The sequence below is a fragment of the Amycolatopsis sp. NPDC054798 genome (assembly GCF_053611505.1).
In genome coordinates this window covers 14,852-27,185 of the sequence record NZ_JBSHAM010000063.1, presented here as the reverse complement: position 1 = coordinate 27,185, position 12,334 = coordinate 14,852, and the positions used below count along the sequence as shown (strand labels likewise).

Here is a 12,334-nt window from a genome sequence, read left to right as displayed (position 1 = left end):
ATGTCGAAACCCGCCCGGGTGCTGTTGTGGACCGCGCTCGGCGCCGGATTCGCGGTGATCTATTTCCCGCTGCTGGTGGTCCTGCTGAACTCGGTGAACGCGGACACTACGTTCGGATGGCCGCCCAAAAGCTTCACTCTGGAATGGTGGGGCCGGGCGATCACCAACGAGGGCGCCCTGCATGCCTTGTGGACCAGTGTCATCGCCGGGCTTTCGGCCACCGCGATCGCTTTGGTGCTCGGCACGATGGCGGCGTTCGCGTTGCAGAAATACCGGTTCTTCGGGCGGAACTCGTTGTCGCTGCTGGTGATTCTGCCGATCGCGCTTCCCGGCATTGTTACTGGTATCGCGTTGAACAACGCGTTCCGGACGATCTTTGGACTCGACCTCGGCCTGATGACGGCGATCGTCGCGCACGCCACGTTCTGCATCGTGGTGGTGTTCAACAACGTTGTCGCGCGGCTGCGCCGGATGGGCGGGAACCTCGAAGAGGCGTCGATGGATCTCGGCGCGGACGGGATGACCACATTCCGGCTGGTGACGTTCCCGATGCTGCGGTCGGCGTTGCTGGCAGGCGGATTGCTGGCGTTCGCGTTGTCGTTCGACGAGATCATCGTGACGACGTTTACGCTCGGCACTGGAATGGAGACGTTGCCGATCTGGATTTACAACAACCTGTTCCGGCCGAACCAAGCTCCGGTGGTCAACGTGGTGGCGGCGGTGCTGATCATCGTGTCGACGGTGCCGGTTTACTTGGCGCAGCGGCTTTCCGGTGGTGACAGCTCCAGCGGCGGCCGGATCTGACTCTCTGTTCTTCGTGCTGAGCCCGCGGTTTCGGCCGCGGGCTCAGTCGTGCGGTAAAGCGGTTGCCGCGCCAGGGGAGCAACGGGCACAGTGCGGTCTGTGGACATGCGTGATCATGGCGGTGACGGCATCCCGGTCGTCTTGTTGCACGGCGGCGGGGGCCGCACGAGGCACGACTGGGACCACCTGGTCCCGCTCCTGCCCGAATTCCGGATCGTCACGTACACCTTCCGGCCAGGGCCCTGGAACTGGCAGCAGGCGTTGACCGATCTCGCCGACGTCATCCAGCATTTCAGCCTCGACCGGCCAGCCGTGGTCGGACATTCGCTCGGCGGCATGCTCGCGGCGTTATGGGCCACGGAACATCCCGAATGCCCGCTCGCGGTCAACCTCGACGGCCACACGAATCCCACCGGCCCGGTGCTGCGCGCCTTCATCGACGAACAGGTCCGGCTGTCCGAAGATCCCGATCTGGGGGCGTTGATCGCGGCGTTCGACGAACTCGACCTGATCGCCACCTACCGGGTCACCCAGTGCCAGTTGCTTGTCGTCTCCTCGATGCGGCCCGAGACCGAGATGATGCTTCCCGAGGACGTCGGCGTCGCGTTCGCGCGGTACCGCAAGGAATTCGGTGAACAGCTCGCCGCCGCGGCCGCCGACACGCCGCTGCTTTCCTTGCACGAGACGGACACCGGGCACGACGTGCACCTCGAAGCAGCGGAGGAAGTCGCCGACCTGATCCGCGCCAGGCTGGTTACCGGAACCGGTCCGTAGCTTCGCGCAGCGCGGGAATCACGCCGGGATCGCTGACCGCGTGCCCGGCGCTCTCGACCAGCTTCAGCTCGGACCCCGGCCACGCGCGGTGGAGCTGATAGGCCGTGATCGGCGGGCAGACCGCGTCGTAACGCCCCTGCACCAACACACCCGGAATCCCGGCGAGACGCCCGGCGTCGCGGATCAGCTGACCTTCTTCCAGCCAAGCGCCGTGCCGGAAGTAGTGCACCGCAAGACGAGCGAACGTCAGCGCGAACTGCGGGTTCGCGTATTGGTTCACAAAGGACTGTTGCGGCAGCAACGCCACTGTCGCGCCTTCCCAGACGCTCCAAGCGATCGCGGCCCGTTCGCGCACCGCACGGTCGGGGGAGTGAAGCAGTTCCGCATACCCGGCGAGCGGGTCTTCCGTATTGTCCAGCGGCTCCAGGAAAGCGTCCCACTCGACGGGGAAGAGATTCGCCGCGCCGCCGCGATAAAGCCAGTCGAGTTCCCGCTGGCGGACGGTGAAAATCCCGCGCAGCACCATTTCGGACACTCGCGACGGGTGGGTTTCCGCGTACGCCAGGGCAAGCGTCGAACCCCACGATCCGCCGAACAGCTGCCAGCGTTCGATGTTCAGCCGTTCACGCAGCAGCTCCATGTCGGACACCAAGTGCCACAACGTGTTCGCTGACAAGTCGTCGCCCGCGTTGGGGGTGCTGCGGCCAGCACCACGCTGGTCGAACAGGATGATCCGGTATGCCTCGGGGTCGAAGTGCCGCCGGGTCATCGGGGCGACGCCGCTTCCCGGCCCGCCGTGCAGCACCACCACCGGTTTCCCTTTCGGGTTCCCGGCCTCCTGGCAGTAGATCCGGTGTCCGTCGCCGACGTCCAGCATTCCGTCGGCGCGCACCGGGATCGGCGGGTAAAGCTCGTCCATGCCCGACACTCTTCCCGAAGGCCCCCGGCTTCGGAAAAGAGGGTGGGGGCCCGCCCCCGCCGCCGGGCTGAGCGGGCCCCCGTCTGTGATCGCGGTCAGCAGCCTGGCGTCGTGGCTACGTTCGCGAAACCCTTCCCGGCGTTCGTCACCTTGTTGCTGGCGCAGACCTTGTTCCCGGTGGCCGCCTTGACCACGTAGAAACCGTAGGCCGACGGCGCCTGCACGTCCGCGGTGTTGTCCGAGAAGGTGTTGTTCTGGCCCCATCCGTCGAGCTGCACGTGGACTTCGAACGACCCGTAGGTCGCGTCGTGCACGAAGACCTTGCTGCCCTTGTTGCCGGTGACCAGGTATCCGTTGCCCTTCACGTCGACCCAGCTGTCGGCGTAGTTCTCGCCGCTCTGCCCGGTGCCGTCGAAGGTGTTGCCGCGCAGTTCGCCGCCGGTGGTGCCTTCCTTGACGTCGATGGACTCCGCGCGCACGTTCGGCCCGATCTTGTTGCCGATCGCCTTGTTGCGGTCGCTGTGATCGGGCTGCCCGTCCGGCCAGTTGCTCTTGGCCGAACCGAAGTAGATGCCCTCGCCGAAACCGCCGTTTTCCTTGCCGGTGTCGGAGATTTCGGAGTTCTGCACGACGTTGTCGCTGCTGCCGTGCTGGAAGTGGATGCCCTCGTTGCCGATGCCGGCCACCTTGAGCCCGTCGACCAGCGTGTGGTTGACGCCCAGCGCCATCACGCCTTTCTGGCCGCCGGTGACGGTGAAGCCGGACAGCGTCCAGTAGCTGCCGGTCAGCTCGATGGTGCGGCCGCCGGACGCCTGCACGACCGCGCTGCGCGGGCCGGTGAGCGTGATGCGTCCGCTCGCGGTGCCGTTGACGGCGGCCTTGAAGTTGCCGGTGTAGGTGGTGTTCGCGGCCAGCTGGATGGTGGTGCCAGGCTTGGCCGAGGCCAGCGCCGTCTTCAGCTCGGCGGAATTCTTGACCGGGACAGTCCCGGCGGACGCCGCGGGTGTGGCGAGTGCGAGCAGTGCTGCGGCTCCGGCGGTTGCTGCCAGAACTCGATCGCGGACGCGCATTCCAACCCTCCTCGTCGAGGCTCGATGACTTCGGATGCGGCGTGCGCTCACGCTAAGACATCGAGAGAACACTGGTCAAGTACATGATTGATGTTCATGGATGTGAACGAAGTGAACGACGGGTGGCCGGAAAGTGTCGCCCGAGACTGTTTCCGCGCGGCTTGCTCGGAGTTAACCCGGCCCTCGGTAGCTTTTCGTTGGAATGCCCGAACTGCGGCGAGAAAGGCTCCTGAATGTCCGCGGTCAGCTATCTCGAGTCCATTGTCGTCGGCGCTTTGCAAGGCGTGTCGGAATTGTTTCCGGTGTCCAGTCTCGGGCACAGCGTCCTGTTGCCCGCGCTCGTCGGCGGGAGCTGGGGACGCGACCTGAGCATCGGAAAGGACTCGCCGTATCTCGCCGTGCTGGTGGCGATGCACGTCGCTACCGCGATCGCGCTGATTCTCTTCTTCCGCCGCGACTGGGTGCGCATCGTCACCGGGCTGTGGACGTCGATCCGCCGTCGCGAGGTGCGCACGGCCGACCAGCGGCTCGCGTGGCTGCTCATCCTCGCCACGATCCCGGTCGGAATCGCCGGGCTGCTGCTGGAAAGCCTGCTGCGCGACGTTCTCGGCAAACCGGTGCCGTCGGCGATCTTCCTCACGCTCAACGGCGGGGTGCTCTACGCCGCGGAGAAGTTCTCCCGCAAGCCCGCGACCCGGGTCTCGCGCGAGGAGGAGACGATCGACTTCAGCGCCGAGGAAACGATGGTGATGCGCGCGGTGACCGTCGACGAGGTGACCGACGTCCGGCTGTCGAAGCTGAGCGTGAAGGAAGCCGTGCTCATCGGTTCGGCGCAGATTTTGGCTCTGCTGCCCGGAATCAGCCGCTCCGGCATCACCATGGTGGCCGGTCTGCGGCGAGGGCTCGACCACGAGGACGCAGCCCGCTTCGCCTGGCTGCTGGCCACTCCGGTGATCCTCGCCGCGGGTGCGCTGAAGATGCCGACGCTCTTCGCGCCGGAGAACAGGCCGTCGCTCGGCCCGGCTCTTGTCGGCAGTGTGGTGGCCTTCGTGGCGTCTTACATTTCTGTCCGTTTTCTGACGAAATACTTTGAAACGCGCACCTTGACCCCCTTCGCCATCTACTGCGCGGTCGCCGGAATTGGCAGTCTGATCTTCTTCGCGGTGTCAGGGGCGGCGTAAGGCGCAATTTCGCCGGGTGCACACTGAACCCATCGAAATCGTGCCTGACCTGCCGCCGCTGAGCGGATCGACGCTGTTGACGGCCTGGACCTTCGACGTCCCGGCCGTCCTCGTCGCGCTCGCGCTCGGCGTCGGGTACGTCGCAGCGGCCCGGCGTCAGGAGTGGGCGGCGGCGCGGACTACGGCCTTCCTCGCGGGGCTGGCCACTCTCCTCCTCGCGACGTGCTCGTTCCTCGGGGCGTACGACACGACGCTGTTCTGGGTCCGCGCTACGCAGAACACCGTCCTGCTGATGGTCACGCCGCTGCTGCTCGCGTTAGGCGCACCAGTGACGCTGCTGATGCGCACCGCGCCGCCCAGGCTCGCCGCGTGGCTGCGTACGCACGGCCGTGGCCGCTTCGCACAGTTCATCACCTTCCCGCTGTGCGTCACCGTGGTGCTGATCGCGCCGTTCCTGCTCATCTACCTCACGCCGCTGTACGAGCTTTCGCTCGACTCAGCGGTCGTCGGCGGCCTCGTGCGCGTAGCGCTAGTACTGGCCGGCTTCCTGTACTTCTACAGCCGCGTGCAGCTCGACCCGACGCCGCGCAACGGCTCACACCTGGTGTCGGTGTGGATTTCGTTCACCGAAGTGGTGTTCGACGGCGCACTCGGGCTCGTACTGTGGCTCGGCCCGCTGCTCGCGCCCGCGCACTACGACGCGGTGCACCGCGACTGGGGACCGGACCGGCGCACCGACCAGATCATCGGCGCGGGCGTGCTGTGGATCGGCGGGGACGTCGCCGGGCTGCCGTTCGTCGGCGCGCTCTTCATCAGGTGGGCGCGCGACGACGAAAAACGGGCGAAACGGCTCGACCGGAAACTGGACGAGGAGGCAGCGGCAGGCGAGGCACCGGCGAAGGGATTGTGGTGGGAGAACGATCCGGAGCTGGCCGAACGGTTCCGCCGCTCGTGAGTGCCGGTTCGCACCGGCACTCACGAGGCAGCTCAGTGGAACGCGTGCTCCGACGCGGGGAACTCGCCGCGCCGGACGTCCTCGGCGAACGCCGCCGCGGCGCCTTGCAGCACCCCGGCGACGTCGGCGTACCGCTTCACGAACCGCGGCGCCTTGCCGCGGCGCAGCCCGGCCATGTCCTGCCAGACCAGCACCTGGGCATCGCAGTCCGGACCGGCTCCGATGCCGACCGTCGGGATCTTCAGCTCGTGCGTGACGCGCTTGGCCGCCTCGGCGGGCACCATCTCCATCACGACCGCGAACGCGCCGGCTTCCTGCAGTGCCAGTGCGTCGGCGAGCAGCTTCTCCGCCGCTTCGCCGCGCCCCTGCACCCGGTAGCCGCCGAGGTTGTGCTCGCTCTGCGGGGTGAAGCCGATGTGGCCCATGACCGGGATCCCGGCCGAGGTGAGCGCCTCGACGTGCGCCGCGAACCGGTGCCCGCCTTCGAGCTTGACCGCGTGCGCGCGGCCCTCCTTCATGAACCGGACGGCCGTGGCCAGCGCCTGCTCCGGGGACAGCTGGTAGGAGCCGAACGGCAGATCGGCCACGACGAGCGCCCGTTTCGCCGCCCGGGTGACCGAGCGGACCAGCGGGAGCAGCTCGTCGACCGTGACCGGCAGCGACGTGTCGTAACCGAACACGTTGTTGGCCGCGGAGTCGCCGACCAGCAGCACGGGGATGCCTGCCTCGTCGAAAAGCTCGGCGGTATACATGTCGTAAGCGGTGAGCATCGGCCACGGTTCGCCGCGGTCCTTCAGCTCGCGCAGATGGTGGATCCGGACTTTTCGCGGCTTGGCCGTGCCGGTGCTCGCGGGGCCGGTTCCGTAAGGGGCGGCCACCTCGCCGGCGGCGCCATCGGGTTGGGCAGACTGGGCAGACATCGTCGTCGACCGTCCTTCCCTCGAGGCCTCGCAGAGGTCCCCGGGTCGTGGAGTCAGTACCGGACACAGCGTGACACGCGCGCCGGAGGGCCCCAAGGTCGTGCGACCAGCTTCACACGGCCGGGTAGCGACAACCGTTTTGCCTCCTGTGACGTCTTGATAGGCATCGGGCCGATATGCGCCCGGTGGTGAGAAAGTCCGGCGCCTCCCTCGACGGAGCGGCTGCGCCGCAAGAAAGGTACCGATGGGAACCCCAGTGAGCGCCCGCCCGCGCGGCCTCGGATGGAAGGCCCGCGCCGGCGGTCTCGTGGCCACTGTCGTGCAGCTGGCAGCGCTTTTCTCGGTCGTGCTGCTGCTCTCCGGGGGGCGGCACGGGCACCTGCTGAACGGCATCGACATGGCGTTCGGCGTGCTGAGCGTGCCGACCAGTTCGAGCCTCGTGATCGTGCTGCTGCTCGTCGTGCTCGGCGCCGCGCTGCGCAGGCGCAAGAAGGCCGCGCTGTACGTGCTCGTGCTGTTCCAGGTCGCTGGCCTGATCACGACGCTGGTCCTGCAGGCGCTGCTGCTGTGGGCTCCCGACCTGCTCACTCTCAACGCCCGGCAGATGCGGCACATCCCGACGCAGGTCGGCGCGCTCGCGGTGGCCGACGTGATCTCGATCCTGCTGATCGTGTTCCTGCTGTCGCTGCGTCCGGCGTTCCCCGCGCGGCTCGCTCCCGGTGCCTGGTGGAACGGGCTTTCCGTGCTGTTCGTCGGGTTCCTCGGGGTGATCGTGCTCGGCTGGGCACTCACCGAGGTATTCCCGGGCAGTCTTGGCGACGCGTGGGAGCGGTTCGCCTGGGTGGTCAACCACGCCACCGGCGAGAACCTGCAGCTGCGCCGGATAGGCGTCGGCGAAGGCCCGCCGTGGATCGACGTAGTCCTCGATCTCGGCGCGACCTTCGTGTCCACGGCCGCGCTGTACACGCTCTTCCGCGGCGTACGCAGCCGTCGCATTCGGACAGACGACGAAGAGCTGCAGTTGCGTCGTCTGCTGGGGGAGTACGGCGAGGACGACTCGCTCGGCTACTTCGCTACGCGTCGCGACAAGAGCGTCATGTTCGCGCCCAGCGGCCGCGCTGCCGTGACGTACCGCGTGCTCGCTGGCACCACTGTGGCGAGCGCGGATCCAATCGGCGACCCAGAAGCGTGGCCGGACGCGGTGCAGGCGTGGCTCCATGAAGCACGTACGTACGGCTGGACGCCGGGCGTGCTTGGCGCGAGCGAGAAGGGCGCGAAGGTGTACGCCGCCGCGGGGCTGCGCGCGCTGCAAATCGGCGACGAAGCGGTCCTCGACGTCCGCGAGTTCTCGCTTACCGGTCCTGAGCGGAAGTCCGTGCGGCAAGCGGTGAAACGGATCCAGCGCGCCGGGTACACCGCGCAGGTCCGGCGGCACAGCGAAATCCCCGAAGACGAGATGGTGGAGCTGCTGACCCGCGCGCAGCAGTGGCGCGTCGACGAGACCGAGCGCGGCTTCTCGATGGCGCTCGGCCGTCTCGGCGACCCGAGCGACGGCCGCAGCGTCATGGTCGAGGCGTACGACGCGCGCGGCGAACTGCGCGGCCTGCTGTCGTTCGTGCCGTGGGGACGGCGGGGTCTCTCGCTGGACCTGATGCGCCGTGACCGGGACGCGGAAAACGGGCTCAACGAGTTCATGGTCGCCGAGGTCGTGGCGGCCGCGCAGCACGTCGGGGCACAGCGCATCTCGTTGAACTTCGCGATGTTCCGCGCGGTGTTCTCCGAAGGCGAGCGCATCGGCGCGGGCCCGGTGCTGCGCGCGTGGCGTGCGGTGCTCAGTGTCGCGTCGCGGTTCTTCCAGCTGGAATCGCTGTACCGGTCGAACGCCAAGTACGGGCCGGGCTGGGAACCGCGGTTCCTCTGCTACTCCTCCGCACGGCGGCTCCCGCGGGTCGGCATCGTCGCGGGCGCGCTGGAGGGCTTCGTGCCCACCGGGCGCGCGCGGTCGCTGCGGCTGGAGAACGTGGGGGAGGATTTCGTCGCGCAGGTCCGGCGGATCGACGAGGAAGCGGCGCAGGTGGTGCCGCGCCCCAAGCGCCGTCCGGAACAGGTCCGCGTGCGAGTGGCCAAAGTGGACAAACTGCGGGAACTCGGGCAGGACCCGTACCCGGTCGGCTTCGCCCGCGAGGACCACCTCGGCGACGTCGTGCAGGCGTTCTCCGGGCTGGAACCCGATTCCCACACTGGAAAACGGGTGCGAGTGGCCGGGCGCGTGCTCGCGCTGCGCACCCTCGGCGGGCTGTGTTTCGCGCGGATCAAGGACTTCTCCGGCGAACTGCAGCTGATGCTCGACGCGAAGGTGCTGGACCTGACCGGCTGGCGCACCGGCGTCGACCTGGGCGACCACGTCGGCGTGAGCGGCGAGGTGATCACGTCCCGCCGCGGCGAGCTGTCCGTGCTGGTGGACGAATGGACCGTCACCGCGAAGTGCCTGCACCCGTTGCCGGACAAGCGAAAGGGCCTCACCGACCCGGAGACGCGAGTCCGCCAGCGCTACCTGGACCTGGCGGTCAACCCGGACTCGGCGAACATGCTGCGCCTGCGCTCGACGGTCGTCCGCGCGGTACGGGAACGTCTGCACCAGGGCGACTTCCTCGAAGTCGAAACTCCGATGCTGCAAACGATCCACGGCGGTGCCAACGCGCGGCCGTTCGTCACGCACATCAACGCTTACGACATGCGGATGTACCTGCGCATCGCCCCGGAGCTGTACCTGAAGCGGCTGTGCGTGGCCGGCGTCGAGCGGGTTTTCGAACTGAACCGGAACTTCCGCAACGAGGGCGTGGACGCGACCCACAACCCGGAATTCACGATGCTGGAGGCGTACCAGGCGTACGCGGACTACAACACCATGCGCCACCTGATGCGCGACCTGATCCAGTACGCCGCCGAAGCCGCGTACGGCGCACAGGTCGTGCGACGCCCAGACGCCGACGGCCGCATCGTCGAACACGACATCTCCGGCGACTGGCCCGTGATCCCCGTGCACAAAGCCGTGTCTGACGCCTTGGGCGAGGAAATCGACTCGCACACGCCTATCGCCACCTTGCGGAAGCTGTGCGCCGCCGCCGGAGTCCCGGCCCCGGAGGAAGCCAGCGCGGGCGACTTGGTCCTGAAGGCGCACGAGCATTTGGTCGAGGGTTCGACGGTGCTGCCGACGTTCTACACCGATTACCCGACCGAGGTTTCCCCGCTGACCCGCCAGCACCGGACAGACCCGCTCCTGGCGGAACGCTGGGACCTGATCGCGTTCGGCTCGGAAGTCGGGACCGCGTACACGGAACTGACTGACCCGCTGGAGCAGCGTCGGCGGCTGGAAGCACAGTCCTTGCGCGCGGCGAGCGGGGACGTCGAGGCGATGGAACTGGACGAGGACTTCCTGCTGGCGCTCGAGCACGGAATGCCGCCGACCGGCGGGCTCGGGCTCGGGGTGGACCGGTTGCTGATGATGCTGAGCGGGACGTCGATTCGGCAGACGGTGCTGTTCCCGTTCGTGCGGCCGCAGGGGTGAGGAGGGTGCTGCGGGTGGGCGGGGGTTATGGATCTTCGGCTGTGGTGAGCTGTCTGTTCTGATCCGCTAGCCCGCAGCTTTGATTGCTCTGGTTCGGCTTGATCTCGCTCGGTCCGAACCTTGCCCACTCCGGTTCGAGCCCTGCCCACTCCTGCTCGCTCGATCCCGCCGACCCGGCTGGCTTCGATCGCGCCTGGCTCGGGCCGGGCTAGGCCCGCACGCGGTCATCGTCGACGCCGAGCAGGCTGATCGGGTCGCGGATCCCGCGAACCGTCAGCCGCGGCATCCGGCCATCGCCCGTCGTGATCCGCCGCTCCACGCCGATCCACCCTGCCCCGCCGATCCGCCCGGCCCGCCGATTCGCCCGGCCCACCGGTGGCCGCCCACCCTGCCCGCCCAGCCCTCCCGGTATCCGCCTGCCTAGAACCTCGCCACCTCCGGCTTCCGGACCAGCCCTCTCCCCGCCTCCGGCCAAGTCCCGTGCCCGGCAACGAGGCGGGTATTGGCCGTTCGCCAACCACGATCGGGTAACCTCCACCAGGGATTCGGTGCGTGAGTTCGTGGTAGCGGATGGTGTCCGGAACCTCCGGTAAGTCACGGGTGTGACACCATCCGGCACTTCGTCGCAGAGATTCGCTTAGGGTGGGCAAGTGCATGCTGCGCGGGTGGCTTTGATAGTCCTGCTCGGACTGGGTTTGGCGGGGTATTCCGCGTGGCTGCTGGAGTTCTTCATGCAGACCGGGGTGTCGCTGACCGACCAGCCGGTCTGGGATCTGTTCTCCGCGCAGCCGGTCTTCCAAGTCGCGACAGCGATCGGCGGCCTGGCCTTTTTCCTCACCGGACCCGCCCTCATGCGACTCGCGCCAGCGCACTGGAGCGGGCGGCTGACGTCGCTTTCGGTGTCGGCGTTCGGGATCGTGCTGATGGTCTACGCGGGGGTCCCGGAGACTGTGGTGACCCCGAACCTGCTGAGCGCGATGGTCGCCGTCGGCGCGCTGAGCCTGATCTTCTGGTGGCCGCCCGGCTGGAGAGCCTGTGCGGTGGGGTGCCTGGTGGTGGTGCTGGTCGCGTGGGCGCTGGTGGTGGCGTCGACGCTGGCGGGGCATCTGGAGGGCGTGTTCACCAGGGTTCAGCTGGTGGTGCACGCGGTGCAGATCGTGATCGGCGGCGCGTTCGTCGTGCAGACCCGGGTTCCGTTCAGCGGCCGGAAATTGTCGGTGGCGGGTGCGATGCTGCGGAGCAACAGACACCGGAAGTGAGGCCACCATGGCTGGCAAAGTCTCCCCGACCCCCGACGAACGCGGCGGTTTGCTCGGTTTCCTGGCACAGCAGCGGCAGGCGATGAAGGTCGCCGCGTACGGCCTGACCGACGACCAGGCGCGCGCCGTGCCCAGCGCGAGCGCCCTGAGCGTAGGCGGCTTGCTGAAGCACGTGTCGTCCACCGAAAGCGGCTGGATCGACCTGGTGCTGAACATCCCGCCGAAGCCGTTCGCCGAAAGCGTCGCGACCTATCAGGAGAACCACCGTCTCGGCCCGGACCAGACGCTGGAGTCGGTCATCGCCGACTACGACCGGGTCGCCGCCCGCACCGAAGAGGTCATCGCCGGGATCGCGGACCTGAACCAGGAAGTCCCGGTCCCGAAGGACGTGCCCTGGTACCCGGACGACGTGTCGGCCTGGTCCGTCCGCTGGGTGCTCCTGCACTTGATCGAGGAAACCGCCCGGCACGCCGGCCACGCCGATATCGTCCGCGAGTCCCTGGACGGAGCCACCGCCATGCCCCTGCAAGCCGCGGCGGAGGGCTGGCCGGAGACGGACTGGCTGAAGCCGTGGAAGCCGGGGGAATGACCCGGATTTTGGGCTGGGTTGATCGCTCGCCTGGTGCTCGGCCACGTCGAGACCGCCCGGGGCACCACAGTTATGTCCCTGCGGCTGTGGCCGGAAGGTCGGCCGGGCACGGACTGGTTGAAGCCGCGGTGAGCGGCGGAACGACCTGACAGTTCGCGCTGGCCTGATCGCTCGCTCGGTTAGCTGCGGCGGCTGAGCCAACCGGACCGGATTGCCCGGTCGGCATTCGGACCGTCGGCCGGGCTGGGGTGCGGGCTCGGTTGGCCGGGCCGGTCGTTGGCGGGTTCGGCTGGAT

General features: G+C 68.0%; 11 protein-coding genes. 7 read left to right on the top strand and 4 right to left on the bottom strand.

From position 1 onward, the window contains the following. Both ACWGIC_RS31375 and ACWGIC_RS31370 read left to right on the top strand, forming a co-directional pair. Entirely contained in the window at window positions 1-804 is an 804-nt protein-coding gene (locus ACWGIC_RS31375) for an ABC transporter permease (RefSeq protein WP_370940174.1), read from the top strand. A gap of 105 nt (window positions 805-909) precedes the next feature. Next, entirely contained in the window at window positions 910-1,578 is a 669-nt protein-coding gene (locus ACWGIC_RS31370) for an alpha/beta fold hydrolase (RefSeq protein WP_452079530.1), read from the top strand. Here ACWGIC_RS31370 and pip read toward each other — a convergent pair. Next, a complete protein-coding gene (gene pip, locus ACWGIC_RS31365) occupies window positions 1,559-2,497 on the bottom strand; it encodes a prolyl aminopeptidase (RefSeq protein WP_452079512.1) in 939 nt (312 codons plus the stop codon). The two genes, ACWGIC_RS31370 and pip, sit on opposite strands and share 20 nt — an antisense overlap. A gap of 95 nt (window positions 2,498-2,592) precedes the next feature. Next, the gene (locus ACWGIC_RS31360) at window positions 2,593-3,567 is read right to left on the bottom strand and encodes a hypothetical protein (RefSeq protein WP_452079511.1); all 975 of its coding nucleotides are present in this window, start codon (window positions 3,565-3,567) and stop codon (window positions 2,593-2,595) included. A gap of 233 nt (window positions 3,568-3,800) precedes the next feature. On the opposite strand from ACWGIC_RS31360, the gene ACWGIC_RS31355 reads away from it, so the two are divergent. Further along, window positions 3,801-4,748 (top strand): undecaprenyl-diphosphate phosphatase, encoded by a 948-nt coding sequence (locus ACWGIC_RS31355; RefSeq protein ID WP_452079510.1) that lies wholly within the window; start codon window positions 3,801-3,803, stop codon window positions 4,746-4,748. A gap of 16 nt (window positions 4,749-4,764) precedes the next feature. Continuing rightward, window positions 4,765-5,703 carry a cytochrome c oxidase assembly protein gene (locus ACWGIC_RS31350; protein ID WP_452079509.1) on the top strand — a complete coding sequence of 313 codons (939 nt, stop codon included), beginning with the start codon at window positions 4,765-4,767 and terminating at the stop codon, window positions 5,701-5,703. A gap of 32 nt (window positions 5,704-5,735) precedes the next feature. On the opposite strand, the gene panB is transcribed toward ACWGIC_RS31350, so the two are convergent. Beyond that, complete coding sequence (panB, locus tag ACWGIC_RS31345) at window positions 5,736-6,623, bottom strand: 3-methyl-2-oxobutanoate hydroxymethyltransferase (RefSeq protein ID WP_452079508.1); 888 nt, start codon at window positions 6,621-6,623, stop codon at window positions 5,736-5,738. 244 nt (window positions 6,624-6,867) lie between these two features. Between panB and lysX the strand changes: the two genes are divergently transcribed. Beyond that, entirely contained in the window at window positions 6,868-10,191 is a 3,324-nt protein-coding gene (lysX, locus tag ACWGIC_RS31340) for a bifunctional lysylphosphatidylglycerol synthetase/lysine--tRNA ligase LysX (RefSeq protein WP_452079507.1), read from the top strand. A gap of 208 nt (window positions 10,192-10,399) precedes the next feature. Here the strand turns inward: lysX and ACWGIC_RS31335 are convergent, their stop codons facing one another. Next, window positions 10,400-10,564 (bottom strand): hypothetical protein, encoded by a 165-nt coding sequence (locus ACWGIC_RS31335; RefSeq protein WP_452079506.1) that lies wholly within the window; start codon window positions 10,562-10,564, stop codon window positions 10,400-10,402. A gap of 292 nt (window positions 10,565-10,856) precedes the next feature. On the opposite strand from ACWGIC_RS31335, the gene ACWGIC_RS31330 reads away from it, so the two are divergent. Continuing rightward, the gene (locus ACWGIC_RS31330; RefSeq protein ID WP_452079505.1) at window positions 10,857-11,450 is read left to right on the top strand and encodes a hypothetical protein; all 594 of its coding nucleotides are present in this window, start codon (window positions 10,857-10,859) and stop codon (window positions 11,448-11,450) included. A gap of 7 nt (window positions 11,451-11,457) precedes the next feature. Beyond that, complete coding sequence (locus ACWGIC_RS31325) at window positions 11,458-12,039, top strand: DinB family protein (protein ID WP_452079504.1); 582 nt, start codon at window positions 11,458-11,460, stop codon at window positions 12,037-12,039. Window positions 12,040-12,334 lie beyond the last annotated feature (295 nt).

Coding starts and splice junctions, on each gene's coding strand:
- lysX (WP_452079507.1), top strand. CDS start 6,868: ATGGGAACCCCAGTGAGCGCCCGCCCGCGCGGCCTCGGATGGAAGGCC.
- pip (WP_452079512.1), bottom strand. CDS start 2,497: ATGGACGAGCTTTACCCGCCGATCCCGGTGCGCGCCGACGGAATGCTG.
- ACWGIC_RS31325 (WP_452079504.1), top strand. CDS start 11,458: ATGGCTGGCAAAGTCTCCCCGACCCCCGACGAACGCGGCGGTTTGCTC.
- ACWGIC_RS31360 (WP_452079511.1), bottom strand. CDS start 3,567: ATGCGCGTCCGCGATCGAGTTCTGGCAGCAACCGCCGGAGCCGCAGCA.
- ACWGIC_RS31355 (WP_452079510.1), top strand. CDS start 3,801: ATGTCCGCGGTCAGCTATCTCGAGTCCATTGTCGTCGGCGCTTTGCAA.
- ACWGIC_RS31370 (WP_452079530.1), top strand. CDS start 910: ATGCGTGATCATGGCGGTGACGGCATCCCGGTCGTCTTGTTGCACGGC.
- panB (WP_452079508.1), bottom strand. CDS start 6,623: ATGTCTGCCCAGTCTGCCCAACCCGATGGCGCCGCCGGCGAGGTGGCC.
- ACWGIC_RS31375 (WP_370940174.1), top strand. CDS start 1: ATGTCGAAACCCGCCCGGGTGCTGTTGTGGACCGCGCTCGGCGCCGGA.